Genomic DNA, 25,818 nt, shown 5'->3' on the forward strand with positions numbered 1-25,818 from the left:
GCGGTCCTCCCGGGAGGGTCAGGGCTGGCGCATCCGCAGGCCCTGCATGCCGCCGTCGACGGCGAGCACGGTGCCCGTGGTAGCGCCGGCCAGCGGGCTGGCGAGGTACGCGATAGCGGCCGCCACCTCGTCGGGGCTCACCAGCCGTCCGGTGGGCTGGCGAGCCTCCAGCGCGGCCAGTTCGGCGGCTGGGTCGGGTGCGGCGGCAAGCAGCCGGCGTACCCAGGGAGTGTCCACTGTGCCCGGATTGACGCAGCATACCCGGACGCCTTCGCGGACATGGTCGGCGGCCATCGCCAGCGTCAGCGACTGCACCGCGCCCTTGGTGGCGCTGTACAGGGCACGCTGCGGCAGTCCGGCGGTGGCCGCGATCGAGCAGGTGTTGACGATGGCGGCGTGCTCCGAGGCGCGCAGGTGCGGCAGGGCGGCGCGGCTCACCCGTACGAGGCCGACGACGTTGACGTCGAAGACTCGGTGCCACTCGTCGTCCGGATTGGACTCCACTGTGCCCAGAGCGCCGATGCCGGCGTTGTTGACGAGCACGTCGAGGCCACCGAGCATCTCGACGGCGGCCGCGACCGCGGCGCGTACCGAGGAATCGTCTGCCACGTCGGCGGTGAAGCCGGCCAGCGGTGCCGGCAGCCCGTCTGGTTTGAGGTCGAGGCACGCCACCCGGGCACCGCGCTTCGCGAGAAGCACGGCGGTGGCCAAGCCGATGCCCGACGCCCCGCCGGTGACGATCGCCTTGAGCCCCGCGAAGTCCGCGCCAGATGCGGTCATGCTGCCCCGATCTCCTGGCGTTGGCGGCCCAGGCCGTCGACCTCGAGTTCGACGACGTCGCCGGCGCGCAGGTACGGTTTGGGCTCGGGCTGGCCGAGCGCCACGCCCGCCGGTGTGCCCGTGTTGATGAGGTCGCCGGGGTAGAGCACCATGAACTGGCTCAGGTACCGGACGATCTCGGCCACTCCGAAGATCATGTCCTTGGCGCTGCCGTTCTGCCGTGCCTCGCCGTTGACCCACAGCCGGAGCCCGAGGGCTTGCGGATCGGGCACCTCGTCCGCGGTGACCAACCACGGGCCCAGCGGGTTGAAGGTCTCGCAGGACTTACCCTTGTCCCACTGCCCGCCGCGTTCGAGCTGAAACTCCCGCTCGGAGACGTCGTGCGACACCGCGTATCCGCCGACGCAGGCCAGCGCGTCCGCGTGGGACTCCAGATACCGGGCGGTGTGGCCGATGACGACGGCGAGCTCCACCTCCCAGTCCGTCTTCGTGCTGCCGCGCGGCACCAGCACCTGATCGTATGGTCCGATGACTGTGTCGGCGGCCTTCATGAACACGACCGGCTCGGCCGGCACCGGCAAATCACTCTCGGCGGCGTGGTCGCGATAGTTCAGCCCGATGCACACGATCTTGCCCGGACGCAGCGGAGGGCCGATGCGCAGCCCCTCGGGGTCGAGCACCGGCAGATCGCCACCGGCCAGCGCGGCGGCGACGCGGTGGGGTCCGGACCCGGAGAGAAAGGTGCCATCGATGTCCAGCACGACGCCGGACAGATCACGCAGGCGACCCTCGTCGTCCAGTGCGGCGGGGCGCTCGGCGCCAGGTTGTCCGACCCTCAACAACTTCATACATCGGATGTCTACCAGCACTGACCGTTACTGACAACACCCGTGTGAGATGATCCGGCGTGTCCGACGCACGGTCTCGCCCAGCGCTCCCCGGCCGCCCGTGGTACCGGCCGATGGTCGCCCGCCACGCCAACGAGCCGCACCGGGTCGCCACCCCGCTCGAGCTCTTCTTCGACCTGTGTTTCGTGGTCGCGGTCGCTCAGGCGGCCGCCGCGCTGCACCACGACATCGCCGAGGACCATATCGCGCACTCGGTGCCCGCCTATCTCGCGGTGTTCTTCGCGATCTGGTGGGCCTGGATGAACTTCACCTGGTTCGCCTCGGCGTACGACACCGACGACGTCATCTACCGCGTCACCACGCTCGTGCAGATCACCGGCGCACTGGTACTGGCGGCCGGAGTGCCCCGAGCATTCGCCGACAATGACCTGACCGTGATCACGTACGGATACGTGATCATGCGCATGGCAATGGCGGTGCAATGGCTGCGTGCCGGTCAGGCCGATCCGGAGCGCCGCACGTGCGCCCGCCGGTACGCGCTCGGCATCAGCCTGCTCCTGCTGGGCTGGCTGGGCCGCCTGTGGCTCCCCGACGAGCTCGCCGTGGTCGCCCAGGTGCTGCTGGTGGTGCTGGAGCTGGCGGTGCCGATCTGGGCCGAGCGCGCCGGCCGCACCACCTGGCATCCGCATCACATCGCCGAGCGGTACGGCCTCTTCGCGATCATCGTGCTCGGCGAGTCGGTGCTCGCGGCGAGCATCGCGGTGCAATCCGCCGTCGACACGCACGGCGGTGACATCGGATTGCTCTCGGTCGCCGCCGCCGGCGCTGTCATCGTGTTCGCGATGTGGTGGCTGTACTTCGACCGCCCGGCCCGCGACCTGCTCGACTCGCTGCGGATCGCGATCGTCTGGGGGTACGGGCACTTCCTGGTCTTCGCGTCGGCGGCGGCAGTCGGCGCGGGAATCGCGGTGGCCGTCGACGTCGAGACCCATACCGCGCACGTGGGCGAGGTCGCCGCCGGGTACGCGCTGGCCGTCCCGGTCGCGGTGTACCTGGTCAGCGTGTGGGCGCTGCACATCTGGCCCCAGCAGCCAGGGCCGGCGACGATCGCCTACCCGACGGCGGCCGCACTCGTGCTGCTCACGCCGCTCACCCCGGTGTCAGTTCACCTGACGGCGGGGCTGCTGGTGGCGCTGGTGGTCGCCACGGTGGTGACCACTCGCGTCCGGTCGGTCCCAGAGCCGGGCGGCGGCGGCAGCGTCGACGGTCGTCCAGCCGTGCTGGCGCAGGAGTAGCGCCTCGGCGATCCGCCAGAGCATGGCGTCGACCTCGTCCAGGTCGGCTTCGCCGAGGTCGGGGCGGCGCCGGGCGAGCCTCGCGCGCTCCTCGCCCACGATGAGGTGCGCGCGGTACGTGAGGTCGCCCTGCAGCCGCTCCCGATCACTCAGCACACGTACACTGTAATACTACCAGGCGTAGTAGTCACGGCCCCCAAGGGAACCTGGGCGCCGGATCGCGCAGTTGACCGAGGAACCGGAGGGCATTGCCTCCGAGCAATGCGGAGCGTTGCTCGGAGCTGAGAAAGTCGGCCTTGCGGATCACCTCGCCCGCCGGGCGTTCGCCCAACGGGTACGGGTAGTCGCTGCCGAGGAGCACGCGCTCGTCCCCCATCACCGTCACCAGCAGCCGCAGGGCGACCGGGTCGAAGACGACGCTGTCGACGTAGAAGCGGTCGACGTAGTGGCTCGGTGGGTGCGCCGACCGGCCCCGCACCACGTCGCCGCGGCGGTGCCAGGCGTTGTCGGCGCGCCCCAGCCAGTACGGGAAGCTGCCCCCGCCGTGCGCGAAGCAGATCCGGAGCGACGGCGGTACCTCGTCGAAGACACCGCCGAGCACCATCGCGAGCAGCGACAGGTGCGTCTCGGCCGGCATGCCCGCGAGCCAGCGGGCCATCCACCGGTCGATGCGCCGGCCGTCCGGCATGTCCCACGGGTGTACGAAGACCGGCGCGCCCACCTCGGCGCAGTGCCGCAGGAACGCCACGATGCCCGGGTCGTCGAGGTCGCGGTCGCCGACGTGGTTGCCGATTTCGACGCCCGCGTGCCCGGCGGCGAGGCAGCGGTCGAGTTCGGCGCAGGCGGCGTCGGGGTCCTGCAGCGGGACCTGGCAGAACGGTACGAGGCGGCCCTCGCCGACCGCCGCGCACTCCAGGGTCAGGTCGTTGAAGATCCGCGCCACCTTGACCGCCTGGTCGGCGGGGCGCTCGTACGAGAAGAAGACCGGGGTCGGCGACACGACCTGCACGTCGACGCCGTCGGCGTCCATGTCGGCGAACCGGGTCGGCGCGTCCCAGCACGCCGCGCCGATCGGCCGGAACTCCGTCGAGCCGATCATGATCATGGCGTCGCGCTCGGAGTCGACGCGCAGCGTGGGCCAGCCCTCGCCGCCGCACTCGACGGCGAGGTCGGGCCAGCCCTTGGGTACGACGTGCGTGTGCACGTCGACGACTCGGGTCACCGTCAGCCTTTGCCGGGGTGCAGTGTGCCGCACTTCTCGCAGGTGCGGGCCTGCTCGTCGGCGTAGAACGCGCCGAACACCGGCGGCAGGTCGGTGACGATGTCGCGAACCTGCAGCTCGACCTCGTGCACGAGGTTGCCGCACTCGGGGCAGTACCACTGGAACTTCTCCAGCGTGCCCTCCTCGCGTACCCGCTCGACGACAAGGCCGACCGAGCCGACCTCGGGGCGCTGTGGCGAGTGCGGCATGTTGCCCGGAAGCACCCACATCTGACCCTCGCCGACATGCACCGTGTCAGGCCCGTCGGGTGTCATGACGTTGAGGTGCATATTGCCCTTGATCTGGTAGAAGAACTCCTCGTACGGGTCGACGTGGAAGTCCGTGCGCTGGTTGGGCCCACCGACGACCATCACGATGAAGTCGGCTCCGGTCGGGAAGAGCTGCTTGTTGCCCACGGGCGGCTTGAGCAGGTGCTGGTTCTCAGCCAGCCAGTCCGGGAAGTTCACCGGCTGCGCGACGTCGGTCATGGCCAAACCTCCTACGGTAGAAGTGCGACCGCCTGCATCTCGATCAGCAGGTGCGGGTGCGGCAACTGGTGCACGGCGACCGTGGTGCGCGCCGGACCGGTCTCGTCGAAGTATTCGCCGTACACCTCGTTGTAGCCGCCGAAGTCGTTCATGTTCACCAGATACGTGGTCACCTGGGTCAGGTCGGTGAGGTCGGCGCCCACCGCCCGCAGGATGTCGCGGACGTTCTCGATGACCGCCCGCGTCTGCTCGCGAATGTCCAGTGTGGTCGTTCCCATCTCGTCCGCGCTGGCGCCCGCGATCGAGCCGTCGGGGCGGCGGCTCGACGTACCGGAGACGAACGCGAAGCCGCCCGCGACCTTCACGTGCGGGAAGCGGCCACGGGGACGCGCCTTGCCAGCCACGATCATGAGAACTCCACGCACACGTTGGTCACCTCGGAGTAGAAGTCGAGCGAGTGCCGGCCACCCTCGCGCCCCACACCGGACGCCTTCATCCCGCCGAACGGGGTACGCAGATCGCGCAGGAACCAGGTGTTCACCCACACCAGCCCGGCGTCGAGGCGGCTCCCGGCGCGGTGCGCCCGCTTGACGTCGCGCGTCCACACCGTGGCGGCTAGCCCGTAGTCGCTGACGTTGGCGAGCGCGTACGCCTCGTCCTCGTCGTCGAACGGCGCCACGTGGCAGACCGGTCCGAAGACCTCCTCGCGGTTGAACCGGTCCGCACTGGACAGTCCGGTGAGGACGGTGGGTTCGACGTATGCGCCGCCGTCCCGAGCGTCGTCGAACGACGGCACGCCACCACCGGTCACCACGGTGGCACCCTCGGCGCGGGCGAGGTCGTAGTACCCGAGCACCTTCGCGCGGTGGTCCCGCGAGATCATCGGCATGGTGGCGGTGGCGTCGTCGTGCGGCCAGCCGTGCGGCAGCGCGGCGGCGTGGGCGGCCAGCCGCGCCACGAACTCGTCGAAGACCGGCCGCTGCACGTACAGGCGCTCGGTGCACAGGCACACCTGCCCGCCGTTGGTGAACGACGAGCGCACCGACCCGTCGATCGCCTCGTCGAGGTCGGCGTCGGCGAAGACCAGGCCGGCGTTCTTGCCGCCCAGCTCGAACGAGACCGCCTTCACACCGTCGGCGGCGGCCCGCATGATGGCCGCGCCGGTCGCTGACTCGCCGGTGAACGTGATGGCGTCGACGCCTGAGTGCCGGGTCAGGTACTCCCCCGCCGAATCGGGACCGAACCCGTGCACCACGTTGAAGACGCCGGCCGGCACGCCCGCCGCCGCAACGGCTTCGGCCAGTACGGAGGCGGACGACGGGGTCTCCTCGGAAGGCTTGACCACCACGGCGTTGCCACACGCCAGCGCCGGCGCGACCTTCCAGGTGAGCAGCAGCAGGGGCAGGTTCCACGGTACGACGACAGCCACCACGCCCACCGGTTTGCGTACCGCGTAGTTGAGCATCCCGGGCGCGCTGAACGCCTCGACGGGCGCGGCCGCGATGATGTCCGCGAACGCCCGGAAGTTGGCCGCGCCACGGGGGATGTCGAGGGTGCGCGCCTGGCGGACGGGCTTGCCCGTGTCGGCGACCTCGGCGGCCACCAGGTCGTCGAAGCGGCGCTCCAACTCGACCGCGATCCGGCGGAGTACCGCCGCGCGGTCGCGTTCGCTGGTGCGGCCCCACTCGCCGCGCAGCGCCTGCCGGGCGGCCGTCACGGCGGCGTCCACGGTCGACCGGTCGGCCTCGCACACGTCGGTGACCAGCTCACCGGTCACCGGGCTGTACTTGGGAAACGTCTTCTCCGAGGCCACGAAGGCCCCGCCGACGAAGTGCCTCAGCGCCGCCATGTCCGCCATCCCGCGAGTCCAGCGGCGGCCGCCAGCAGGGCCGCCACGCCAACCGCCTGATGCTGCCTCCGCACCCGCCGGCGCACGTCCGCGTACGGCGTCGTGGTGAACGACACCAGCTCGTACCGTGACACGTACCGGCCGGGCAGCGCCCGCTCCAGCGCGTGCTCGACGCCCTTCCCGACCCGGAACAGTGGCGAGGCGACCTTGTCACGCATCTCCACGAAGTTGTCCAGGGCCATCTCGGCGATCGCCTCCACGTTGGCCCGGCGGCGGCTCTCGTAGAGCGGCAGCGCGGCGGTCCAGTCGTCGCCGCACTCCGAAAGGCACCGGTCCAGCTCGACGCAGTCCTCGAACGCGCAGTTGGCGCCCTGCCCGTAGAACGGGACGATCGCGTGCGCCGCGTCGCCGATGAGCCCGACCCGACCGTCCACCACCCACGGTGCACAGCGGACGGTGCCGAGCCGGCCGACCGGGTTGTGCTGGTAGTCGTCGACCAGTGTGGGCATGAGCGGCAGCACGTCCGGGTAGTGCCGGCGGAAGTGCCGCTCGATGGCCGCCGGGCTGGAGAGCGAGGCGAAGCTCTCGGTGCCACCGTTGGGCCAGAACAGCGTGCAGGTGAACGACCGGTCCGGGTTGGGCAGGGCGATCATCATGGCGTTGCCCCGCGGCCAGATGTGGAGAGCGTCGGGCGGTAGGGCGAAGTCCCCACCGAGGGGCGGGATGGACAGTTCCTTGTATCCGTAGTCCAGGAAGTCGAGCGACTCGTCCAGCACCCCGTCTCCGAGGAGCTGGCCGCGCACCGCGCTTCCCGCGCCGTCCGCGCCCAGGACGACGTCGGCGCTGGCCTCGACCTTGCCCTGTGGTGTCTCGAAAACGAGAGGGTCCAGGCCGACGAGCTTGTGTTCGAAGAGCAGCCGCACGTCGGGCGCGGACGCGGCGGCGTCGACGAGCGCGCTGTTGAGCGTGGCACGGCTGATCGAGTTGATGGCGCGGGTACCGTCCACACTGTACTGCTGGAAGTCGGGCGCGCCGCGCACCGGATGCACCATCCGGCCGCGCATCGGCAGCGCCTCCGCCATGACCTGCTCGTCGAGCCCGAGGCGGCGCAGCGCGTCGAGCCCGCGTTCGCTGAGCGCGAGGTTGATGGAGCGGCCCCGCTCGACAGGAACGCGAGCCGTACGCGGATCGGAGCGCCGCTCGTAGACGGTAACCGCGTGGCCGCGCCGGGCGAGGAAACACGCCAGCAGGCTCCCCGAAAGCCCGGCACCAACCACGGCCACATCACTCATAGTTGGTCCACCTCCGCGCGTACTGCCTCGGCGGCGCGCCAGCAGTCGTGGTAGGTCGAGTAGAGCGGTACCGGAGCGAGCCGCACGATGTCAGGCTCGCGCTCGTCGGCGACCACGCCGTGGTTGTACCGCAGCGCCTTGGTGAGGCCGGCCGCGTCGGGCACGCGCACCGAGACCTGGCAGCCACGCCGGCCCGGCTCCCGTGGCGTGACCACCAGCCGCGGATCGAGCAGGTCCATCAGGTACCCCGTGAGCCGCAAGCTGCGCTCGCGCAGCGCTTCCATGCCGATTGTGTCGAAGATGGACAGTGACGTGCGCACGGGCGCCATCGCGAGGATCGGCGGGTTCGACACCTGCCACGCGTCGGCGGTGGCCGGCGGGCGCGCGACCGGCTCCATCCGGAAGCGCGTCGCGGGATCGGTGCTCCACCAGCCCTCGAAGCGCGGCAGCCCACCTGTGACGCTGGAGGTGTGTCGTTTGTGTACGAACGCACCGGCGACCGCGCCCGGTCCACTGTTGAGGTACTTGTACGAGCACCACGCCGCGAAGTCGACGCCCCAGTCGTGCAGCCGCAGCGGCACGTTGCCAGCGGCGTGCGCGAGGTCCCAGCCGACGACGGCGCCCGCCTCCTGCCCGAGCGCGGTGATGCCCGGGATGTCGCGCAGTTCGCCGGTGCGGTAGTCGACGCCGCCGAGCAGCACGAGCGCGGTCCGATCCCCATACGCCGCAAGGGTTTCGCGGATGTCGACGCTCCGGATGACGGTCTCGTCGGGGTCCAGCCCGTGGAAGCGCGCCTGGCTGCGCACCGCGTAACTGTCCGACGGGAAGAGGCCCTCCTCCACGACGATGCGGGTGCGGTCGCCGCGCGGGCGGTAGAACGACACCATCAGCAGGTGCAGGTTGACGGTGAGGGAGTTCATCACGACGGTCTCGGTGGGCAGCGCGCCGACCAGCCGGGCGGCGGGCTCGCGCAGTTCCTCGTGGTACGGGAGCCAGGGGTGCTCGCCGTCGAGGTGGCCGGCGACGCCGCGGGTGGCCCACGCGTCCAGTTCCGCGAGCACGCCGGCGCGGGTCGCCTTCGGTTGCAGCCCCAGCGAGTTGCCCGCGAGGTAGGCAGCCACGGGATAGCGGCCGCCCTCGGCGGGCGGGATGTGAAACAGCTCCCGGTGGCCGGGGTCGTCCCGGTCCCTGCGCAGAGCGTCGTCCTGGCCCCGCATCACATCGCCGTCCGCGCCGACCACAGCTCCGGGAACACGACCCGGGCCATGCTCCGCATCAGCCAGGTGGTGCCCGCCGAGCCGCCCGAGCCGGGCTTCGCGCCCATCGTGCGCTGCACCGCGACGAGGTGCTTGTACCGCCAGTCGCCGAATTGCTCCGCGACATCCGTGAGCACCTCTCCGAGCGCCCTCAGTGCGTTCTCGGGGCGATCGTCGCGATAAATCTCCTCCCAAGCCGCCTCCACGGCTCGGTGCGGTTCGTGCTCGCGCGTCCGATCGGCGTTCAGCGCGTCCGGCGGTATGTCGAAGCCGCGCCGGGCGAGCAATGCGATCACGTCGTCCCAGACGCTCGGCGCGTGCAAAGCGTCGGACAGTTCGCCGTACAGCTCGGCGTGGCGCCGGAACGGGCGGATCACCGACTCGCTCTTGAGCCCCAGCAGGAACTCCAGGTGCCGGTACATCGCGGACTGGAAGCCGGACGCCTCGCCGAGCGCGTTACGGAAGCGGTTGAAGTCGGCCGGGGTCATCCACCGCAGCCCGCGCCAGGCGGCGTTGAGCGCCTCCAGGTCCAGGACGGTGCGCCGCAGCGGTGCCATCGCGCCCCACACGTCACCGTCGCGGAGCAACTTCTGCGTCTCGCGCAGTTCGAAGCGAGCCAGCCCGAAGTACAGCTCCATCACCTGGCTGACCACCAGGAACGACATCTCGCCTGGGTCCTTGGTCAGCGGCTGCTGGAGCGTGTGCAGCGTGCTGGCGTGCACGTAGGTGTCGTACGGAACCCGGTCGTCGAAGTCCAGAGTGGGTCCTGTCACCCTTCCCATCCTCGCGCCGTACGCCGTGTGCTGGAATGCCGGTTCAACGGTCGTTTAGCCTGGTGACCAAGGGATCGACAAGCGGATCGGCGAGATCACTTAACGAACTGAAGGTCGCCGTGGATGACATGGACTGGGCCCTACTGCGGGAGCTCCAGGCGGACGCCCGGCTGTCGTACAGCGAGCTGTCCCGCCGCGTGCACCTCTCGCCGCCGGCGGTGGCCGAGCGGGTGCGGCGGCTGGAGGAGGCGGGCGTCGTGACGGGATACCACGCGCACGTCGACCTGACCAAGGCCGGCCGGCACGTGGTCGCCATCATCCGGATGGCCTGCTACGGCGCCCGCTGCGTACTGCGCGACCCCGAGGTGGCGGCGTGGCCGGAGGTACTGGAGATCCACCGCGTGACCGGCGACGCCTGCTGCGTCCTCAAGGTGGCGACCGGCGCGATGGAAGACTTCGAGAAGATCATCGACCGGCTCGCGCCCTATGGCCAGCCGTCGAGCACGATGGTGCTGTCCAGCCCGCTGAACTGGCGCCCGGTAAACCCGACACCATGAGACGTTTACACCTGCTCGCAGCGGTGATGGGATAGCCATCGAGAGGTGGTAACGGTGGACATACCCGTTTCCCTGGACGTGAAGATCACCGAGGCGGCCGACGGGCGCCGGATGATTCGGCTGGACGGTGAGCTCGACATGGCCACCGCCCCGCAGGCCACGCTCGCGCTCGACTGGGCGCTCACCACACCAGGCATCACCGAGGTCGTCGTCGACCTGACCGGCCTGGATTTCCTCGACGCCATCGGCATCACCGTCTTCGTCAACGCGTACCGGCTGGCCCGCCGCCGCGAGCGCACGCTGCGGGCGTGCGGCGCCCGCGGCGAGGTCGAGATGGTGCTTCGAGTGACGGAGGTGGCCGACCTCCTGGGCCTGCCCCAGATACCGGCGGACCTGGCCGCCATGGAGGAGCTGACCTAGCCATGCTCACGACGACGGCGACACCCGACCTGGCCAACGGGGTGACCGTCGTGTCACTGCGCGGCCGGCTCGCGCTGGAGAGCGCGCCGTCCGTGCGCACCACCTTGCTCAAGTGTTTCGCCGAGGCCCCCGAGGCCGTGCTGGTCGACGTGTCCGACCTGCGGGTCGACCGGGCCTCGCAGCTCGCGATCTTCCCAGCCGCGCTCCGGGCCGGCGGCCGGGAGTCGACCGTGCTGTCGCTCTTCGGCGCCTCCCCCGAGCTCACCGGCAGGGCACACGGCGGCGTGCTCGGACCCGTGAGGTTGTACGCCACCTGGGAAGACGCCGTCGCGGCGGTCGACGCCGGGCCACCGACCGGCACCCGGCGCCAGCGGCTCAGCCTGCCCGCCGACCCGTCCGCGCCGGCCCGGGCGCGCGCCCTCGTCACGCTGGCGTGCGACAGCTGGGGGGTCGCCCACCTGTCCGGCCCCGCGACACAGGTGGTCTCCGAACTGGTCAGCAACGCCGTCCAGCACGCCGGCCCGGGCGACGTCCACCTGGCTGTCGCGCTGCGCGGCGACTACCTGCACCTGAGCGTCCGCGACCACAGCGAGCGGGCGGCGGTGAGCGCCGAACGCCCGGATCCCATCGCCGTGCGTGGCCGAGGGCTCTACCTGGTCGACGTCTACTCGACGTCCTGGGGCAGCAACCCTTCCACCGGCGGCAAGACGATCTGGGCCACCCTGCGCGCCACCCCGATCGGCGCCGGCCGGGAATCCGGGGCGCGCCGGAACGCGTGACCCCCGCTTACGAGGCGTAAAGGACTGCATGGCGAAGAAGGTCGACGTCGTGGTGATCGGCGCGTCGGCGGGCGGCGTCGAAGCGCTCCAGGCTGTCGTGTCCCGCCTCCCGGCCGGCTTGCCCGTGGCGCTGCTGGTCGTGCTTCACATGCCCCGGTCGGCGCCGAGCGCGCTGGCCCGGATACTCGACCGGGCCGGCCCGCCGCCCGCGCAGGCCGCGGTCGACGGCGAACGCCTGCGGCGGCGCCGGATATACGTCGCCGCCGTCGATCACCACCTGCTGGTGATCGACGGTCGGGTGCGCCTCTCCCGGGGACCGACCGAAAACGGGCACCGGCCGGCCGTGGACCCGCTCTTCCGCTCCGCCGCCCGCGCCTACGGCCCGTCCGTCGCCGGCGTCGTGCTGTCCGGATCGCGCGACGACGGCGCCGCCGGGCTGCTCGCCGTCAAGCGCGCCGACGGTACCGCCATCGTGCAGGATCCGGCCGACGCCCTGCACCCGTCCATGCCGCTCGCCGCGCTGGAGCGGGTGGCGGTCGACCACGTGGTACCCGCCGCCAAGATCGGCGACCTGCTCGCCGAACTGGTGGGCACGGAGGTCGACGACGATGGGCCATCCCCCGATACCGATCTGCTCGACGCGGAGGTCGCCATGGCCAACCGTGCCCCACTGACGACCGACGAGACGGACGCCGTGCCGGCCGGATACGGCTGTCCACAGTGCGGTGGCGCGCTCTATGAGATCGACGAGGCGCCCGTACCCCGGTACCGCTGCCGGGTCGGGCACGCGTGGTCGCCGGACAGCCTGCTGGACGAGCAGGCCATCGCGACCGAGAGCGCCCTCTGGATGGCGCTGCGCGCGCTGGAGGAGAAGTCGTCGCTCGGCCGGCGGATGGCGGCCAGCGGCGCCGAACGGTACCGGGTGGTGGCCGACGACGCCGAGCACGCCGCCCAACTCATCCGCGACCTGATCGCGCGGATCGGCGACGCGGCTGCCGCTTCCGCCGAGGCCGGCCGACGTGCGGTAGCGTAAACGTCCCATGACGCCTGTCGACCCGCAGTTCGAGGCCCTCCTGGTGTACCTCAAGGAGGCGCGCGGCTTCGACTTCACCGGATACAAGCGGTCCAGCCTGATGCGGCGGGTCAACCGGCGGATGGTCGAGATCAACGTCTCCGACTACGCGGCGTACCTCGACGTGCTCCAGGTGCAGCCGGAAGAGTTCACGGCGCTGTTCAACACGATCCTCATCAACGTCACCGGGTTCTTCCGCGACCCCGACGCGTGGGAGTACGTGCGCACCGACATCCTCGAACCGATGATCGCCGACAAGAACGACGACGCGCCGGTGCGGATCTGGAGCGCCGGCTGCGCGTCCGGTGAAGAGGCGTACACGCTGGCCATGCTGCTCGCCGAGATCCTCGGCCCGGAGGCGTTCCGGCAGCGCGTGAAGATCTACGCCACCGACGTCGACGAGGAAGGCCTCGCGCAGGCCCGGCACGCCGCGTACGGCGAGCGCGACATGCGCGACGTCCCGGCCGACTTCCTCGACCGCTACTTCGAGACCAACGGCAACCGGTACGTCTTCCGCAAGGACCTGCGCCGGTCGGTCATCTTCGGCCGCAACGACCTCGTGCAGGACGCACCCATCTCCCGCATCGACCTGCTGGTCTGCCGCAACACGTTGATGTACTTCAACGCGGAGACACAGTCACGGATCCTCTCCAGATTCCATTTCTCGCTCGCGAGCGGCGGCGTACTGTTTCTTGGTAAGGCCGAGATGCTTCTCAGCCACGCCAGCCTCTTCCTTCCCGTAGACCTGAAGCGCCGGGTCTTCCGCAAGGTACCAAGGTCAATGCCACACAACGGCTCGATCTTCGCGGACCTGCCGCAGCCGCCGCCGCGCGACGAGCTGGTCGGGCTCGACCAGCTTCGCACCGAGGCCTTCCTGGCCAGCCCGGTGGCGCAGATCGTCGTGACCTCCGACGGCTTGGTGGCTCTCACCAACAGGCGCGCCGAGGCGTTCTTCGGCGTCTCCTCCCGCGACGTCGGGCGCCCGTTCCGCGACCTCGACCTGTCGTACCGTCCGGTGGAGCTGCGCAAGTACATCGAGCAAGCCCAGGTGGAGCGCCGGATGGCGCGCGTCACCGACGTCGAGTACGTCCGTGGTGGCGGCGAGACCGTACACCTGGAGATCCAGATCAACCCGCTGGTCGACACCGACGCCAGCCTTCTCGGCGTGACTCTGATCTTCCAGGACGTCACCGATGCCAAGCGGCTCCAAGACGAGCTGGAGCACGCCAACCGGCAGCTCGAGACCGCGTACGAGGAGCTCCAGTCGACCAACGAGGAGCTGGAGACCACCAACGAAGAACTTCAGTCCACTGTGGAAGAGCTGGAGACGACCAACGAGGAACTCCAGTCGACCAACGAGGAACTGGAGACCATGAACGAGGAGCTCCAGTCGACCAACGACGAGCTCCAGAACATCAACGACCAGCTGCGCGACAGCACCGGCAAGCTCGACGAGGCCAACGCGTTCCTTGAGGCGATCCTCACCAGCATGCGCGCCGGCGTCATGGTGGTGGGCATGGACCTGCAGGTGCAGGCGTGGAACAGGCGCGCCGAAGACCTGTGGGGCCTGCGCCGGGAAGAGGCCGTCGGCCAGCACTTCCTCAACCTCGACATCGGGCTGCCCGTCGAGCACCTGCGGCCGATGGTCCGGCAGGCGCTGGGCGGCGGCGAGCAGACGGAACCGCTACACGTGCCGGCGGTCAACCGGCGCGGCCGCGCCATCACCGTCCGCGTGGTGTGCACGCCACTCTCCCGCGACCACGAGACCATCACCGGCGCGATCGTCGTGATGGAACAGGACGAGCCGGGCTCATAATAGGAGCGTGACCGGCAACCACGCGGCCGACGACGCACGGCGGCGCGCCGACGAGGCGGGCGCGCGCGCCCAGCAGCTTCGCGACCGCCTCGACGCCGCGCAGGCGGGCGGCGAAGACATGCACGGGTCGACGCCGGGCGACGTCGACCGGGCGACCGAGCGAGCCTCCCGGGCCACCGAACGGCTGCGGCAGGCGCTCGAATCCAGCGCCGCGGCGCACGACCGGGCCGCGCTCGCGCACGAGACCGCCGCGGCCCGTGGCGGCGACCCAGACGGCGTACACGTGCGGCAGGCAGCCGACCACCGCCGCGACGCGGCGGCGGACTGGGAGCGCCTCGCAGATCTGGATTAGGGCTACCGCGACGTCCGCGGCGGTCCAGGCCCGTTGCTCCCGCGGCCTCACCCACCGCGGCCACACGACCCGCCCGGTTACGCGCGCTCCGCCGCCACCAATTCAGCGATCTGTACCGCGTTGAGCGCCGCGCCCTTGCGCAGGTTGTCGCTGGAGCAGAAGAACGACAGCCCGTGCTCGACGGTCTCGTCGGCGCGGATGCGGCCCACATAGGTCGGGTCCTGGCCGGCGGCCTGCAGCGGGGTCGGCACCTCGCTCAGCACCACGCCGGGCGCCGCGCCGAGCAGCTCGATCGCCCGCGCCGGGCTCAGCGGCCGGGAGAACCGGGCGTTGACCTGCAGCGAGTGGCCGGTGAACACGGGCACCCGCACGCACGTGCCGGCGACCTTCAGGTCGGGAATGCCGAGGATCTTGCGGCTCTCGTTGCGGAGCTTCTGCTCCTCGTCGGTCTCATCGGATCCGTCGTCGACGATCGAGCCGGCGAGCGGCAGCACGTTGAACGCGATCGGCCGGGCGTACTGCCGGGGCTCGGGCATCGGCACCGCCGACCCGTCGAATGCCAGCTCAGCGGCCCGGTCGACGACCTTCTTGACCTGCTCGTCGAGCTCGGCGACGCCGTTCAAGCCGCTGCCGGACACCGCCTGGTACGTCGAAACGACCATGCTGACCAGGCCGGCCTCGGTGTGCAGCGGGCGCAGCACCGGCATCGCGGCCATGGTCGTGCAGTTCGGGTTGGCGATGATGCCCTTCGGGCGCTGGGTCGCCGCCTCCGGGTTGACCTCGGAGACCACGAGCGGCACGTCCGGGTCCATCCGCCAGGCCGAAGAGTTGTCGATCACGACCGCGCCGGCTTCGGCGACGCGCGGCGCCAACTCCTTCGACGTGCCCTTACCTGCCGAGAACAGCGCGATGTCGAGCCCCCGGTAGTCGGCCGTGGCCGCGTCTTCCACCGTGATCTCGGTGTCCCACCAGGAGAGCGTGCGCCCGGCCGAACGACTCGACGCGAAGAGCCGCAACCGCTCGACGGGGAACTGCCGCTCCGCCAGAACCCGGCGCATCACGCCGCCGACCTGGCCCGTTGCTCCGACAATGCCGATCTGCATGGCCGCCACGTTACCGGCGACCCTCGCCGGCGTCGGGTCGGATATCCCAGCCTGTGGGCCCGGTCTCTCAGTTTTTGTCGGTGGGCGGGTAACGGTACGGATCGGTGGTGGCACCCGACGGCCTTGACCTGGCGGTGCCGGAAGGGTCGGTGATGGGCCTGAAGGCGGCCAGCCGTTAACTTCTGCCGTCCCAGCGGTCTCGCCGGTCCCAGGCGCCTCGCTCGTCTCTGCCACGGGCGGCGGCGGCCCGGCGGCCCTCCAGCAAGGCGCGCCGGGAGCGGACGTTGGCGCGCCGCCAGCGGGCCGCCACGATCATCGTCGCCAGCATGGCGGCCACCGCGATCGCGATACCGATCACGGGGGCGTACGACGACCGGGTCAGTGGTCCGGCAGCCGAGTCCGGGGCGGCGGCCGGCTGCTGCCCCTTCAGCGCGGCCGGCGGTGTGGGCGAGGGCGGCACCTCGTCGGGGTTGACCAGCCGGCCGACCGAGGCACCGGCGGGCACGGCGTACCCCCAGTCCAGCAGCGCCGCCGCCTGCTGCCAGGTGCGCTGCGGCCGGGCCTCGGCGTCCAGCAACGTCACCACGAGGCGCCGCCCGTTGCGCTCGGCCGCACCGACGAACGTGTGCCGCGCCAGCGTGGTAAACCCGGTCTTGCCGCCCAGCGCGCCCTGGTACCGCAGCAGCAGCTGGTTCTCGTTCTGGATCTGGAAGCCGCGCGGGTCCTTCGGCGGCTGGGCCGGGATCTTCGCCCGCTCCGTCGCCACATACTTGCGGAAGTTCTCGTTCGCGAAGCACACCCGGGCGATCAACGCGAGGTCGTACGCGCTGGTGAACTGGCCATTGCCGTCCAGCCCCGACGGCGTCACCGCGTGCGTCTGCAACGCACCGAGCCGGCGGGCCTCCGCGTTCATCGCCTCGATCGTGGCCGGTACCCCGCCGGGCCCACCGCCGATGCGGGCCAGCACGTTGGCGGCGTCGTTGCCGGAGTTCAGCAGGAGCCCGAGCCAGAGCGTCTCGATCGAGTACTTCCCACCGAGCAGCAGCCCCACCGCCGAGCTGCCCGCCTCGAAGTCCAGGTCAGCGCGGTTCACCTGGATCACCTGCTTGGGGTCCAATCTGGACATGACGGTCGCGGCGAGCAACAATTTCTGCACGCTGGCGGGCGTACCGTACTCGTGCGGCCCGCACCCCCCGAGTACCTCACCACTGTCCATGTCGGCGACAAGCCACGACGTCGCCGTCACCTTCGGCGGCGCGGCCGCACCCTGCGGGACCGTGAGGCCCGCGGTAGCCAGCCCTTCCCCACCCACGGCCCGCTGATAGTCGGTCAACGCCGGCGCGACGGGCTTGGCCGGCCGCTTCACCGGCGGATCAGGCTTGACAGACGGGCACGCGACGAAGGCTGGCGGTGCAGCTCTCTTCAGCACCGCCCCGGCTTGAGCCCGCTCCCCGGATGGCCCTTCACTCAGGGCCGATGCGGCTCGAGCCCGCTCCCCGGACGGCACTTCACTCAGGGCCGACGCAGCTCGGACCCGCTCCGCGGATGGCGCTTCACTCAGGGCCGATGCGGCTCGGACCCGCTCCGCGGGTGGCGCTTCACTCAGGGCCGATGCGGCTCGGACCCGCTCCGCGGATGGCGCTTCACTCAGGGCCGATGCGGCTCGGACCCGCTCCGCGGATGGCGCTTCACTCAGGGCCGATGCGGCTCGGACCCGCTCCGCGGGTGGCGCAAGCGCCGCGGGCGCGGCACGGGCCGGGAGCGGCACCGAGATCGCCATCAACGCCGCGCTCGCCATAGACGCGACCAGACCCCGAACAAACATCCCGATCACCCTAATCCGGTCTCCGACCAATGGCGACCGATGCGCTTCCGGCGCGAGTATCGCTGACGGCGCGGCGGTCGGCGGCGGTCGGGCTGGACCCGCTGCTCGGGGCGGCCGATCAAGGGCATTCGCGTGGATCAAGGGCAAACGCACGCGGAAACGAGATCCAACCGCGTGCATTCGCCCTTGATCGGCGGAAAAGGTCCCCGCGGGAGACGGCGCGCCGTCGTGGCTGGGACCAGCCGCCGCGGTTCGAGGGGTTGACGGCGGTGTATCGCCGCGCGGGTGCGCGGTGCGCGGTGCGCGGTGCGCGGTGCGCGGTGCGCGGCGATCAAGGGCATTCGCATGGATCAAGGGCAAATGCACGCGGAAATGAGATCCAACCGCGTGCATTCGCCCTTGATCGGCGGAAGCGGCGTGGCGACACGCCGTGCCGGGCCGGCCTGGGAGTGGACGCGCGCGGAAAAGCGCGTGCATTCGCCCTTGATCGGCGTGCACGGCGTGGCGGCGCGCCGTCGCGGGCGGCGGACTGTGCGGCGCGGAAGGTGGGCCGGGTTTCGGGGGTGTAACGGGGAGGTCACGAGGGCTTGACGTGGCGGGCGTCACAGGGCTAGCTTGCCGAAATGACATCGATGTCATCGGTCGACGGTCATTGGAGGCGTGCATGAAACCCGTAGCGCAGCTGCTCCCACTCAACCATCCCGAGCACTTTTATCGGGGCGGGGAGCGGATTGCCGCGCTGCGAGGCGGGTCCGTCGAGGAGGGCGCGCGCCGGCCCGAAGAGTGGATCGCCTCGATGACACCGATGACATCCCGCCCTGACCAGGGATTTTCTCGGCTCGCCGACGGTGCGCTGCTGCGTGACGCCATCGCCGCCGATCCCGACGGCTGGCTGGGCAAGGAGCACGTCGCGCGGTACGGCGCGTCGACGGAACTGCTGGTCAAGCTGCTCGACCCGGCGCAGCGGCTGCCGGTACATCTGCATCCCGACCGGGCCTTCGCGCGGCAGCACCTCGGGCTGCCGCACGGCAAGACCGAGGCGTGGATCGTGCTGGAGGTCGACGAGGGGGCGCGGGTACGGCTGGGGTTCGCCGCGCCGATGCGGATGGCTGACGTGCGGGCGATGGTCGACGGCGGTGACTCGGACGGGCTCATGGAGTCGCTGCGCACCCGGGCTGTCCGGCCGGGCGACGCGGTACTGGTGCCGGCCGGCGTCCCGCACAGCGTCGACCCGGGCATCTTCCTGCTGGAGCTCCAGGAGCCGACCGACCTGTCGATCCTGCTGGAGGCCGAGGGGATGGCGGTCGACGTGCCGCGCGACGGCCATCTCGGGCTCGGCTTCGACGTGGCGCTGGAGGCGTTGCGGCTGGACCCGATCGCCGACCTGGACGCGCTGATCACGCGGCCGCACGCGGTCGACCCGGGCCGGCTGGCCGATCTGATGCCCGCTGCCGCCGGCCCGTACTTTCGCGCGCACCTGTCCGCGGACGACAGCGGACCGTCTGTGGCGGCGGGCTTCGCGGTGGTGGTCGGCACCGCGGGCTCCGGCCGGCTGGTACCCGCTCACGGCGACCCCCTCCCGCTGGGGCGCGGCGACGCCGCCGTGGTGCCCTTCGCGGCGGGTGACTGGCGGCTCGACGGCCCGGTCGAGGCCGTCGTCTGCCGCCCACCGCTCCCGGAGGACAACCGGCCGCCTCTCGCGGAGCACGACCGCCCGCCCCTTCCGGAGGAGACACCCGAGCCGCGGCCTGAGGAAACACCCCAGCGTCTTGCCGAGGAGGCGTAGTGACGGGGCTGCTGATCGGCGTGGACATGGGGACCACGCGGGTCAAGGCGGTCGCGGTCGACACCACCGGCGCCGTACGCGGGCAGGCCGAGCGACCGACGCCGTGGCGGCACGTAGGCGGGCACGCGGAGGTGGATCCGGAGACGCTCGCCGATCTGGCTCGCGACGTGGCCGCCGAGGCGGCGCGGAACGCCACGACCGGTGGCACCGGGCCGCGCGGCACCGCACCGCGTACGGGCAACACCCGCGAAGCGGCGACCGCCGCCAACGCGGGCCGGGCGGGCATGAGCTCGGCCACCATCGGACCCGCCAATACGGGCCCCGTCAGTACCGCTGAGACGGGACCGGCCAACGCGGGCCCTGCCGGCACCGGGCAGGGCAACGCGGCGGTGCGAACCGGTGGGATCGAGGGGGGCGGCCCCGGGCACGGGCGGGTGCTCGGGGTCGGGGTGGCGGGGATGGCGGAGACGGGCGTACTGGTCGACGGGAGCGACCGGCCGCTCGTCCCCGCCATCGCCTGGCACGACCCTCGCGGCGACCTGGACACGATCGCGCGGGAGCTCGGCACCAACGAGTTCCAGCGGACGACCGGGCTGCCGCTGACCCCGCTCCCCTCGCTCGGCAAGCTGCTCTGGCTGCGCAGGCGCCACGCTGACCTGGGCAAGCCGGTGCGGTTCTTTTCGGTGGCGGAGTGGGTGGTGCGGCGGCTGGGCGGCGATCCGGTCGCCGAGCTGTCGCTGGCCAGCCGCACCGGACTGCTGGATCTGGCCGCCGCGCGACCGTGGGACGCGGCGGCCGACCTGCTCGGCTGGCCGGCGTTGCTCCCCGAGCCGGTGCCGGCCGGCACAAGCGCGGGGCGGGCCGGGGGCGATGGCGTGCCCGAGGTACTGCGGGGCGCCACGCTCACGGTCGCGGGGCATGACCATCAGGTCGCCGCGTACAGCGTCGGTGCGGCCACCGACGGCGCCCTGTTCGATTCGCTGGGCACGGCCGAGGCATTGGTCAGAACAATCAGGCCGCTTTCACACGACCAGATCGGTGCACTCGTCGGTCACGGCATGTCGGTCGGCTGGGGCGTCGTGGCAGGTCATTTCTGTGTACTGGCAGGGCTGCCCACCGGTCTGACGCTGGGCCGCATCGCGGCAATGCTCGGTGCAAACACGAGCACACAGCGGCGCGCCCTCGGTGAGCTGGCGCTGACAGTACCGGAGCATCCGACGCTGCGATTGGTGGAACCGACCGACGAGCGGTTCGGGCTCGCGGGCATCACAGACGGCGTCACGCCGGCGGCGCTGTGGCGCGCCGCGGTGGACGGCATGGTCGCCGAGGCCCAGCGGGCGCTGGACCGCATCGACGCGCTCGCCGGCCCGTACCGGGAAGTGGTCGCCGCGGGCGGCTGGCTGCACAATCCCGCGCTCCTTGCCGCGAAGCGGCGGCAGTTTCCCGCGATGCGCACGACGAGCGTCGCGGAACCAGGCGCCTACGGCGCCGCTCTCATGGCCGCGCGCGCGGCCGGTATCCCCCTGCCAGATGGAAGGTAGAACCGCATGTCCCTCAGCCTTGATCAGATCGCTAACGACGCGGGGACGTTCGCGATCCTCGCGATGGACCAGCGCGGCACCCTGCGCAAGATGCTGGAGAAGGCTGGTCAGCCGGCGTCCGGCGAGGACATGAGCGACTTCAAGGTCGACGTGATCGGTGCATTGTCGCCACATGCCTCGGGCGTTCTCACCGATGTCGAGTACGGCGTCGGAGCGGTTCGGACGGCCGGCGCGCTCGACGCGCGGGCCGGGCTGCTGATCTCCAGCGAGCGCTCGCCGCAACCGACGTGGAACGGCGAGCACCGCACCGAGTACGCACCGACCGAACGCGGCCCGGCGTTCGTGGCGGAGAACGGCGGCTCGGCGCTGAAGTTCCTGGTGCGGTGGCGACCGGACCGGGTGGCCGGCCCCGGCGAGCCGGACCTGGCGCAGGAGGCCCTGGACGCGGTCGCCGCCGTGGTCGCCGACTGCCGGGCGGCCGGGATGCCGTCGGTCATCGAGCCCCTGGTGACGACGCTGCCCGGCGAGGGCCCGGAGGAGAAGAAGCGACTGGTGATCCGCTCAGCGGAGCTGCTGGCCGAACTCAACCCGGACCTGCTGAAGCTGGAGTGGCCCGGCGACGCGGACGGCTGCCGCGAGGTCAGCAAGGTGGCCGGGCGGGTGCCGTGGGCGCTGCTGTCGGCCGGTGTGGCGTACGACGAGTTCGTGGCCCGGGTGCTGACGGCCATGGACGCGGGCGCGTCCGGGTACATCGCTGGGCGGGCGTTCTGGGGCGAGGCGGTCGGGCTCACCGGTGCCGAGCGGCGGCAGTTCCTGGCCAGTACCGCCCTGGATCGCATGGCCGGCCTCAACGCCGCGATCGAGGGGCACGGCCGGAGCTGGCGGGAGGTACGCGGATGAGCAAGCCTGTCCTGGGGGCGTACCGGGTGGTGAAGACGTTCGGGCACGTCCGTGCATTGCGGCACGCCTCGTTCGAGGCATTCCCCGGTGAGGTCACGGCGCTTGTCGGCGACAATGGCGCGGGCAAATCGACGCTCACCAAGGTGCTTTCCGGGGTGTACTCGCCGGACGAGGGCGAGGTGAGGATCGACGGCAATCCGGTGCGGTTGTCCGATCCGCACGACGCGAAGGCTCGGGGCATTGAGACCGTGTACCAGGATCTCGCCCTCGCCCCCGACCTGGACGCGGCCGGAAACGTCTTCCTCGGTCGCGAGCTGCGCCGGTTCGGCATCCTCCACAACCACCCCGAGATGCGGCGGCGCACCGCGACCGCGTTCCGCGACCTCGGCGTCGGTCTCGTGCAGGACATGCGGGCGCCGGTGGCGGAGTTCTCCGGCGGCCAGAAGCAGTCCGTGGCGATCGCGCGGGCGGCCATGTGGGCCACCAAGGTGATCGTCATGGACGAGCCGACCGCCGCGCTCGGGGTCATCCAGACCGCGAACGTGCTCGAACTGGTCGAGCGCATCCGCGACAAGGGGATCGCGGTCGTGTTCATCTCGCACAACCTGCCGCAGGTGCTCCAGGTGGCCGACCGGATCGAGGTCCTGCGGCTCGGCGCGCGGGTGGCCCGTTTCCGGCGCGGCGAGGCCGACGTCGACCGGCTCATCGCCGCGATCTCCGGCGCGTACGCGAACGAGGCGAACGAGGAGTCCTCATGACGCAGACCAAGCCGACGGCGGACACCGAGTCTCAGGAGCCGGTGACCCCGAGCGTGCCTTTCGTGCGCGCGCTGCTGCGCAACCCGACGATGGTCACTTTCGCGGTACTGCTGGCCATCATCGCGGCGTTCTCGATCCTCGCGCCGGACACCTTTACCCAACGCAGCAACTTCACGCAGCTGGCGCAGAACGTGGCCATCCTGACCGTCGTCAGCGTCGGCACGACGTTCGTCATCATCACGGCCGGTGTCGACCTGTCGATACCGAGCGGCATCGTGCTCGGCGAGGTGTTCGCGGTACACGCGCTGAAGCTCATCGGCACGGGTGGTGACACGACTGCGGCGGACGTGACCGCCGACCAGACCAAGGCCTGGTACATCCTGGTGGCGCTCGCGGGGGCGCTGCTGGCCGGCCTGATCATCGGAACCATCAACGGCTTGGTCGTGGCGTATCTGAAGGTGCCGCCGCTGCTGGCCACGCTGGGCACGCTCGGCGCCGGACTGGGCGCCGCTCTCATCCTCCAAAATGGAGTCAACACGGCGACGTACGCGCTCGACCCGCTCGGGCACGGATCGTGGATCGCCGCCGTGCCGAACCTCATTCCCATCGCGCTCGTCGTGGTGGTCGCGGGGTTCATCCTGTTGCACATGGCGGTTTTCGGCCGGCACACGTTTGCGATCGGCTCGAACCCGGAGGCGGCGCGCAGGGCCGGCATCAACGTCGAGCGGCACCTTCTGAAGGTTTACATCATCGGCGGCGTATCGGCCGGGTTCGCCGGCTTCCTCTCCGTCGCGTACTTCTCCACCACCAGCATCGGCGGGCACTCCACCGACAACCTCCAGGCGATCACCGCTGTCGCGCTCGGTGGCACCAGCCTCTTTGGCGGGGTCGGGTCGATCATCGGCACCCTGATCGGCGTCTGGATTCCGGCGGTACTCAAGAACGGCTTCGTCATCACGGGGGTCCAGCCCTACTGGCAGGACGTCGCGGTGGGCCTCGTGCTCATCGTCGCCGTCTGGTTCGACCAACTGCGGCGGCGTACCCGCAACCGCGGATAACACGACAGGAGGAAACCCCATGAAGAAAATCGCGGCGGTCGTGGTCGCCGGCGTACTACTGGTCGCCGGGTGCGCTGACGAGTCCGGCGGCGACACTGGATCAGACAGCGGATCGGCGTCCGGCAAGAAGTTCACGCTGATGGTCGGCGTCAAGGGCGACCCGTTCTACGTCTCGATGGAGTGCGGCGCCAAGGAGAAGGCCAAGGAACTGGGCGTCGACCTGCAGGTGCAGGGCCCCGACAAGTTCGACGCCACACTGCAGAACCCGTTGCTGGACGCGGTCGCGGCCAGCAAGCCGGCCGCGCTGCTCGTCGCGCCGAACGACGTCAAGGCGTCCGCCACCCCCCTCAAGCGCATCCAGGACGCCGGCACCAAGGTGGTGCTCGTCGACACCACAGTGGACGACACGAGCATCGGCGCGTCCCGGATCGCCACCGACAACAAGCTTGGCGGCGCCAAGGCGGCTGAGGCGTTGAACGAACTGCTCGCCGGCAAGCCGGGCAAGGTACTGGTCATCTCCACCGACCCCGGTGTGTCCTCGGTGGACGCTCGCGTGGCCGGCTTCGAGGAGGCCGTGAAGACGAAGTTCACGAACTTCACGCTCGCCGCGGCGACCCAGTACTCGCACAACTCGCCGCAGACCGCGGCCAGCATCATCCAGGCCGAACTGCAGCGCAGCCCGGACCTGGTGGGCGTCTTCGCCACCAACCTCTTCTCGGCGCAGGGCACCGCCACCGGCGTGCGCTCGGCGGGCAAGAGCAACCAGGTGAAGGTCGTCGGCTTCGACGCCGGACCCGACCAGATCAAGCAGCTGGAGGCCGGCGACGTGCAGGCGCTGGTCGCACAGAAGCCGTACGACATCGGCGTGCAGGGCGTCGAGCAGGCGGCGAACGCGATCGAGGGCAAGACCGTCGAGACCAACATCGCCACCGAGTCGCTCATCGTCACGAAGGACAACATGAGCGACCCCGAGGTCAGCAAGTACATCTACAAAGACAAGTGCTGATCGCGCGGGGAGCCGGCGCGGCCGGTGCCGGCTCCCCGCCGTCACAGAAAGGTCCAACATGGACGTTCAACGGCTCGGCATGGTGCGCCGGCTGGCTCGGATCGCCACCGATGACGGCTTCTTCTGCGTCGCCGCCCTCGACCACCCGGAGAACTACGTCGCGCTCTTCGACAAGGACGTTTCCCGGGTGCCGCACCAGACCGTCGTCGACTCCAAGCTGCACCTGGTGAGCGCGCTGTCCGGCCACGCGTCGGCGGTGCTGCTCGACCCCGTGTACTCGCTGGGGCAGGCCATCGCCACCGGCACGCTGCCCGGCTCGGTCGGTGTGATCGCCCCGATCGAGCTGTTGACGTACACGCCGGACAGCCCACCCGGCTGGGCACTGCCCACTGTGCTCCGTCCGCAGTGGACCCCGGAAAAGATCGCCAAGCTGGGCGCCGACGCGGTCAAGCTGATCCTGTTCTACCGCTCCGAACTGGCCGACGTGGCGGCGGAACAGCGCAAGCTTGTCGCGGATCTCGCGGCGGCGTGCCATGAGGAGCGGCTGCCGCTGGTCGTCGAGCCGATCTGGTACCCGCTCTCGCCCGACGAGGGCGACGGCGGTCGGGCCGACGCGATCGTCGCCGCGGTGGCCGAGTTCACGCTGCTGGGCGTCGACGTGCTGAAGGTGCAGTTCCCCGGGTCCGCGGCCGCCTGCCGCGACCTCGACGCCGCCGCCACCGTGCCGTGGGTGCTGCTGAGCGAGGGTGCCGGGTTCGAGGACTTCGCGACGCAGATGGAGATCGCCGCGAAGGCCGGCGCCAGCGGATACATCGCCGGGCGCGCCGTGTGGGGCGACGCGGTCGGGCACCTGCCCGCGGGCGAGCGCGACGCGGCGGTGGCTCGCGCGGCGGACCGGCTCGACACGCTCACCGCGATCGTGCGCCGCCACGGGCGGCCGTGGCAGGAGCGGGCCACCGCGTCGGAGCTGTCCTCCACCTGGTACGAGGCGTTCGGGGTGTGA

The 25,818-nt window shown here is 70.9% G+C and carries 25 protein-coding genes; 14 read left to right on the forward strand and 11 right to left on the reverse strand.

Annotated features, from left to right (window positions below; all coding sequences use genetic code 11):
• Positions 1–18 precede the first annotated feature (18 nt).
• Positions 19–780, reverse strand: coding sequence for an SDR family NAD(P)-dependent oxidoreductase (locus tag QMG73_RS34145; RefSeq protein ID WP_281902702.1), 762 nt, complete (start codon positions 778–780; stop codon positions 19–21).
• Complete coding sequence (locus QMG73_RS34150) at positions 777–1,628, reverse strand: fumarylacetoacetate hydrolase family protein (protein WP_281902704.1); 852 nt, start codon at positions 1,626–1,628, stop codon at positions 777–779. Before QMG73_RS34150 ends, QMG73_RS34145 begins: the two co-directional genes overlap by 4 nt.
• Positions 1,629–1,687: 59 nt before the next feature.
• Between QMG73_RS34150 and QMG73_RS34155 the strand changes: the two genes are divergently transcribed.
• Positions 1,688–2,923, forward strand: a complete 1,236-nt coding sequence (locus tag QMG73_RS34155) for a low temperature requirement protein A (RefSeq protein ID WP_281902706.1) — start codon at positions 1,688–1,690, stop codon at positions 2,921–2,923.
• Positions 2,924–3,110: 187 nt separating this feature from the next.
• Here the strand turns inward: QMG73_RS34155 and QMG73_RS34160 are convergent, their stop codons facing one another.
• The 7 genes from QMG73_RS34160 to QMG73_RS34190 are packed head-to-tail and all read right to left on the reverse strand — an operon-like array spanning position 3,111 to position 9,851.
• Positions 3,111–4,178, reverse strand: coding sequence for an amidohydrolase family protein (locus tag QMG73_RS34160; protein WP_281902708.1), 1,068 nt, complete (start codon positions 4,176–4,178; stop codon positions 3,111–3,113).
• Positions 4,148–4,672 (reverse strand): 3-hydroxyanthranilate 3,4-dioxygenase, encoded by a 525-nt coding sequence (locus QMG73_RS34165; RefSeq protein WP_281902709.1) that lies wholly within the window; start codon positions 4,670–4,672, stop codon positions 4,148–4,150. The genes QMG73_RS34160 and QMG73_RS34165 overlap by 31 nt, the downstream gene beginning before the upstream one ends.
• Positions 4,673–4,683: 11 nt before the next feature.
• Complete coding sequence (locus tag QMG73_RS34170; RefSeq protein WP_281902711.1) at positions 4,684–5,082, reverse strand: RidA family protein; 399 nt, start codon at positions 5,080–5,082, stop codon at positions 4,684–4,686.
• A complete protein-coding gene (locus tag QMG73_RS34175) occupies positions 5,079–6,521 on the reverse strand; it encodes a 2-hydroxymuconic semialdehyde dehydrogenase (RefSeq protein WP_281902712.1) in 1,443 nt (480 codons plus the stop codon). Before QMG73_RS34175 ends, QMG73_RS34170 begins: the two co-directional genes overlap by 4 nt.
• Positions 6,509–7,813 carry an FAD-dependent oxidoreductase gene (locus QMG73_RS34180; protein WP_281902713.1) on the reverse strand — a complete coding sequence of 435 codons (1,305 nt, stop codon included), beginning with the start codon at positions 7,811–7,813 and terminating at the stop codon, positions 6,509–6,511. Before QMG73_RS34180 ends, QMG73_RS34175 begins: the two co-directional genes overlap by 13 nt.
• Positions 7,810–9,030, reverse strand: a complete 1,221-nt coding sequence (kynU, locus tag QMG73_RS34185) for a kynureninase (protein WP_281902714.1) — start codon at positions 9,028–9,030, stop codon at positions 7,810–7,812. Before kynU ends, QMG73_RS34180 begins: the two co-directional genes overlap by 4 nt.
• Positions 9,030–9,851, reverse strand: a complete 822-nt coding sequence (locus QMG73_RS34190; protein WP_407676894.1) for a tryptophan 2,3-dioxygenase — start codon at positions 9,849–9,851, stop codon at positions 9,030–9,032. Before QMG73_RS34190 ends, kynU begins: the two co-directional genes overlap by 1 nt.
• A gap of 110 nt (positions 9,852–9,961) precedes the next feature.
• On the opposite strand from QMG73_RS34190, the gene QMG73_RS34195 reads away from it, so the two are divergent.
• From QMG73_RS34195 to QMG73_RS34220, 6 genes are read left to right on the forward strand one after another with little or no spacing between them, the layout of a single operon-like run.
• Positions 9,962–10,399 (forward strand): Lrp/AsnC family transcriptional regulator, encoded by a 438-nt coding sequence (locus tag QMG73_RS34195; RefSeq protein WP_281902716.1) that lies wholly within the window; start codon positions 9,962–9,964, stop codon positions 10,397–10,399.
• 54 nt (positions 10,400–10,453) lie between these two features.
• Positions 10,454–10,819 (forward strand): STAS domain-containing protein, encoded by a 366-nt coding sequence (locus QMG73_RS34200; RefSeq protein ID WP_281902717.1) that lies wholly within the window; start codon positions 10,454–10,456, stop codon positions 10,817–10,819.
• Positions 10,820–10,821: 2 nt separating this feature from the next.
• Entirely contained in the window at positions 10,822–11,598 is a 777-nt protein-coding gene (locus QMG73_RS34205; RefSeq protein ID WP_281902720.1) for an ATP-binding protein, read from the forward strand.
• A gap of 28 nt (positions 11,599–11,626) precedes the next feature.
• Positions 11,627–12,631, forward strand: a complete 1,005-nt coding sequence (locus QMG73_RS34210; RefSeq protein WP_281902722.1) for a chemotaxis protein CheB — start codon at positions 11,627–11,629, stop codon at positions 12,629–12,631.
• A gap of 7 nt (positions 12,632–12,638) precedes the next feature.
• Entirely contained in the window at positions 12,639–14,486 is a 1,848-nt protein-coding gene (locus QMG73_RS34215; RefSeq protein WP_281902723.1) for a CheR family methyltransferase, read from the forward strand.
• 7 nt (positions 14,487–14,493) lie between these two features.
• Positions 14,494–14,838 (forward strand): hypothetical protein, encoded by a 345-nt coding sequence (locus QMG73_RS34220; protein WP_281902725.1) that lies wholly within the window; start codon positions 14,494–14,496, stop codon positions 14,836–14,838.
• Between the two features lie 77 nt (positions 14,839–14,915).
• On the opposite strand, the gene QMG73_RS34225 is transcribed toward QMG73_RS34220, so the two are convergent.
• Both QMG73_RS34225 and QMG73_RS34230 read right to left on the reverse strand, forming a co-directional pair.
• Positions 14,916–15,941 (reverse strand): aspartate-semialdehyde dehydrogenase, encoded by a 1,026-nt coding sequence (locus tag QMG73_RS34225; protein ID WP_281902726.1) that lies wholly within the window; start codon positions 15,939–15,941, stop codon positions 14,916–14,918.
• A gap of 175 nt (positions 15,942–16,116) precedes the next feature.
• Entirely contained in the window at positions 16,117–17,412 is a 1,296-nt protein-coding gene (locus QMG73_RS34230) for a D-alanyl-D-alanine carboxypeptidase (RefSeq protein ID WP_309299558.1), read from the reverse strand.
• A 1,018-nt stretch (positions 17,413–18,430) separates the two neighbouring features.
• Here QMG73_RS34230 and QMG73_RS34235 point away from each other — a divergent pair.
• From QMG73_RS34235 to QMG73_RS34265, 7 genes are read left to right on the forward strand one after another with little or no spacing between them, the layout of a single operon-like run.
• On the forward strand, positions 18,431–19,552 hold the full coding sequence (locus QMG73_RS34235) for a class I mannose-6-phosphate isomerase (protein WP_281902728.1): 1,122 nt from the start codon (positions 18,431–18,433) through the stop codon (positions 19,550–19,552).
• Positions 19,552–21,093 carry an FGGY-family carbohydrate kinase gene (locus QMG73_RS34240; protein ID WP_281902729.1) on the forward strand — a complete coding sequence of 514 codons (1,542 nt, stop codon included), beginning with the start codon at positions 19,552–19,554 and terminating at the stop codon, positions 21,091–21,093. The genes QMG73_RS34235 and QMG73_RS34240 overlap by 1 nt, the downstream gene beginning before the upstream one ends.
• 6 nt (positions 21,094–21,099) lie before the next feature.
• Positions 21,100–21,993 carry a hypothetical protein gene (locus tag QMG73_RS34245; protein ID WP_281902730.1) on the forward strand — a complete coding sequence of 298 codons (894 nt, stop codon included), beginning with the start codon at positions 21,100–21,102 and terminating at the stop codon, positions 21,991–21,993.
• Complete coding sequence (locus QMG73_RS34250) at positions 21,990–22,751, forward strand: ATP-binding cassette domain-containing protein (protein ID WP_281902731.1); 762 nt, start codon at positions 21,990–21,992, stop codon at positions 22,749–22,751. Before QMG73_RS34245 ends, QMG73_RS34250 begins: the two co-directional genes overlap by 4 nt.
• Entirely contained in the window at positions 22,748–23,809 is a 1,062-nt protein-coding gene (locus QMG73_RS34255) for an ABC transporter permease (protein ID WP_281902732.1), read from the forward strand. The genes QMG73_RS34250 and QMG73_RS34255 overlap by 4 nt, the downstream gene beginning before the upstream one ends.
• A 19-nt stretch (positions 23,810–23,828) precedes the next feature.
• Positions 23,829–24,815, forward strand: a complete 987-nt coding sequence (locus QMG73_RS34260; RefSeq protein ID WP_281902733.1) for an ABC transporter substrate-binding protein — start codon at positions 23,829–23,831, stop codon at positions 24,813–24,815.
• Positions 24,816–24,873: 58 nt separating this feature from the next.
• Complete coding sequence (locus tag QMG73_RS34265; protein WP_281902734.1) at positions 24,874–25,818, forward strand: beta/alpha barrel domain-containing protein; 945 nt, start codon at positions 24,874–24,876, stop codon at positions 25,816–25,818.

This window comes from Phytohabitans aurantiacus (genome assembly GCF_027923225.1).
GTDB classification, from domain to species: Bacteria; Actinomycetota; Actinomycetes; order Mycobacteriales; family Micromonosporaceae; genus Phytohabitans; species Phytohabitans aurantiacus.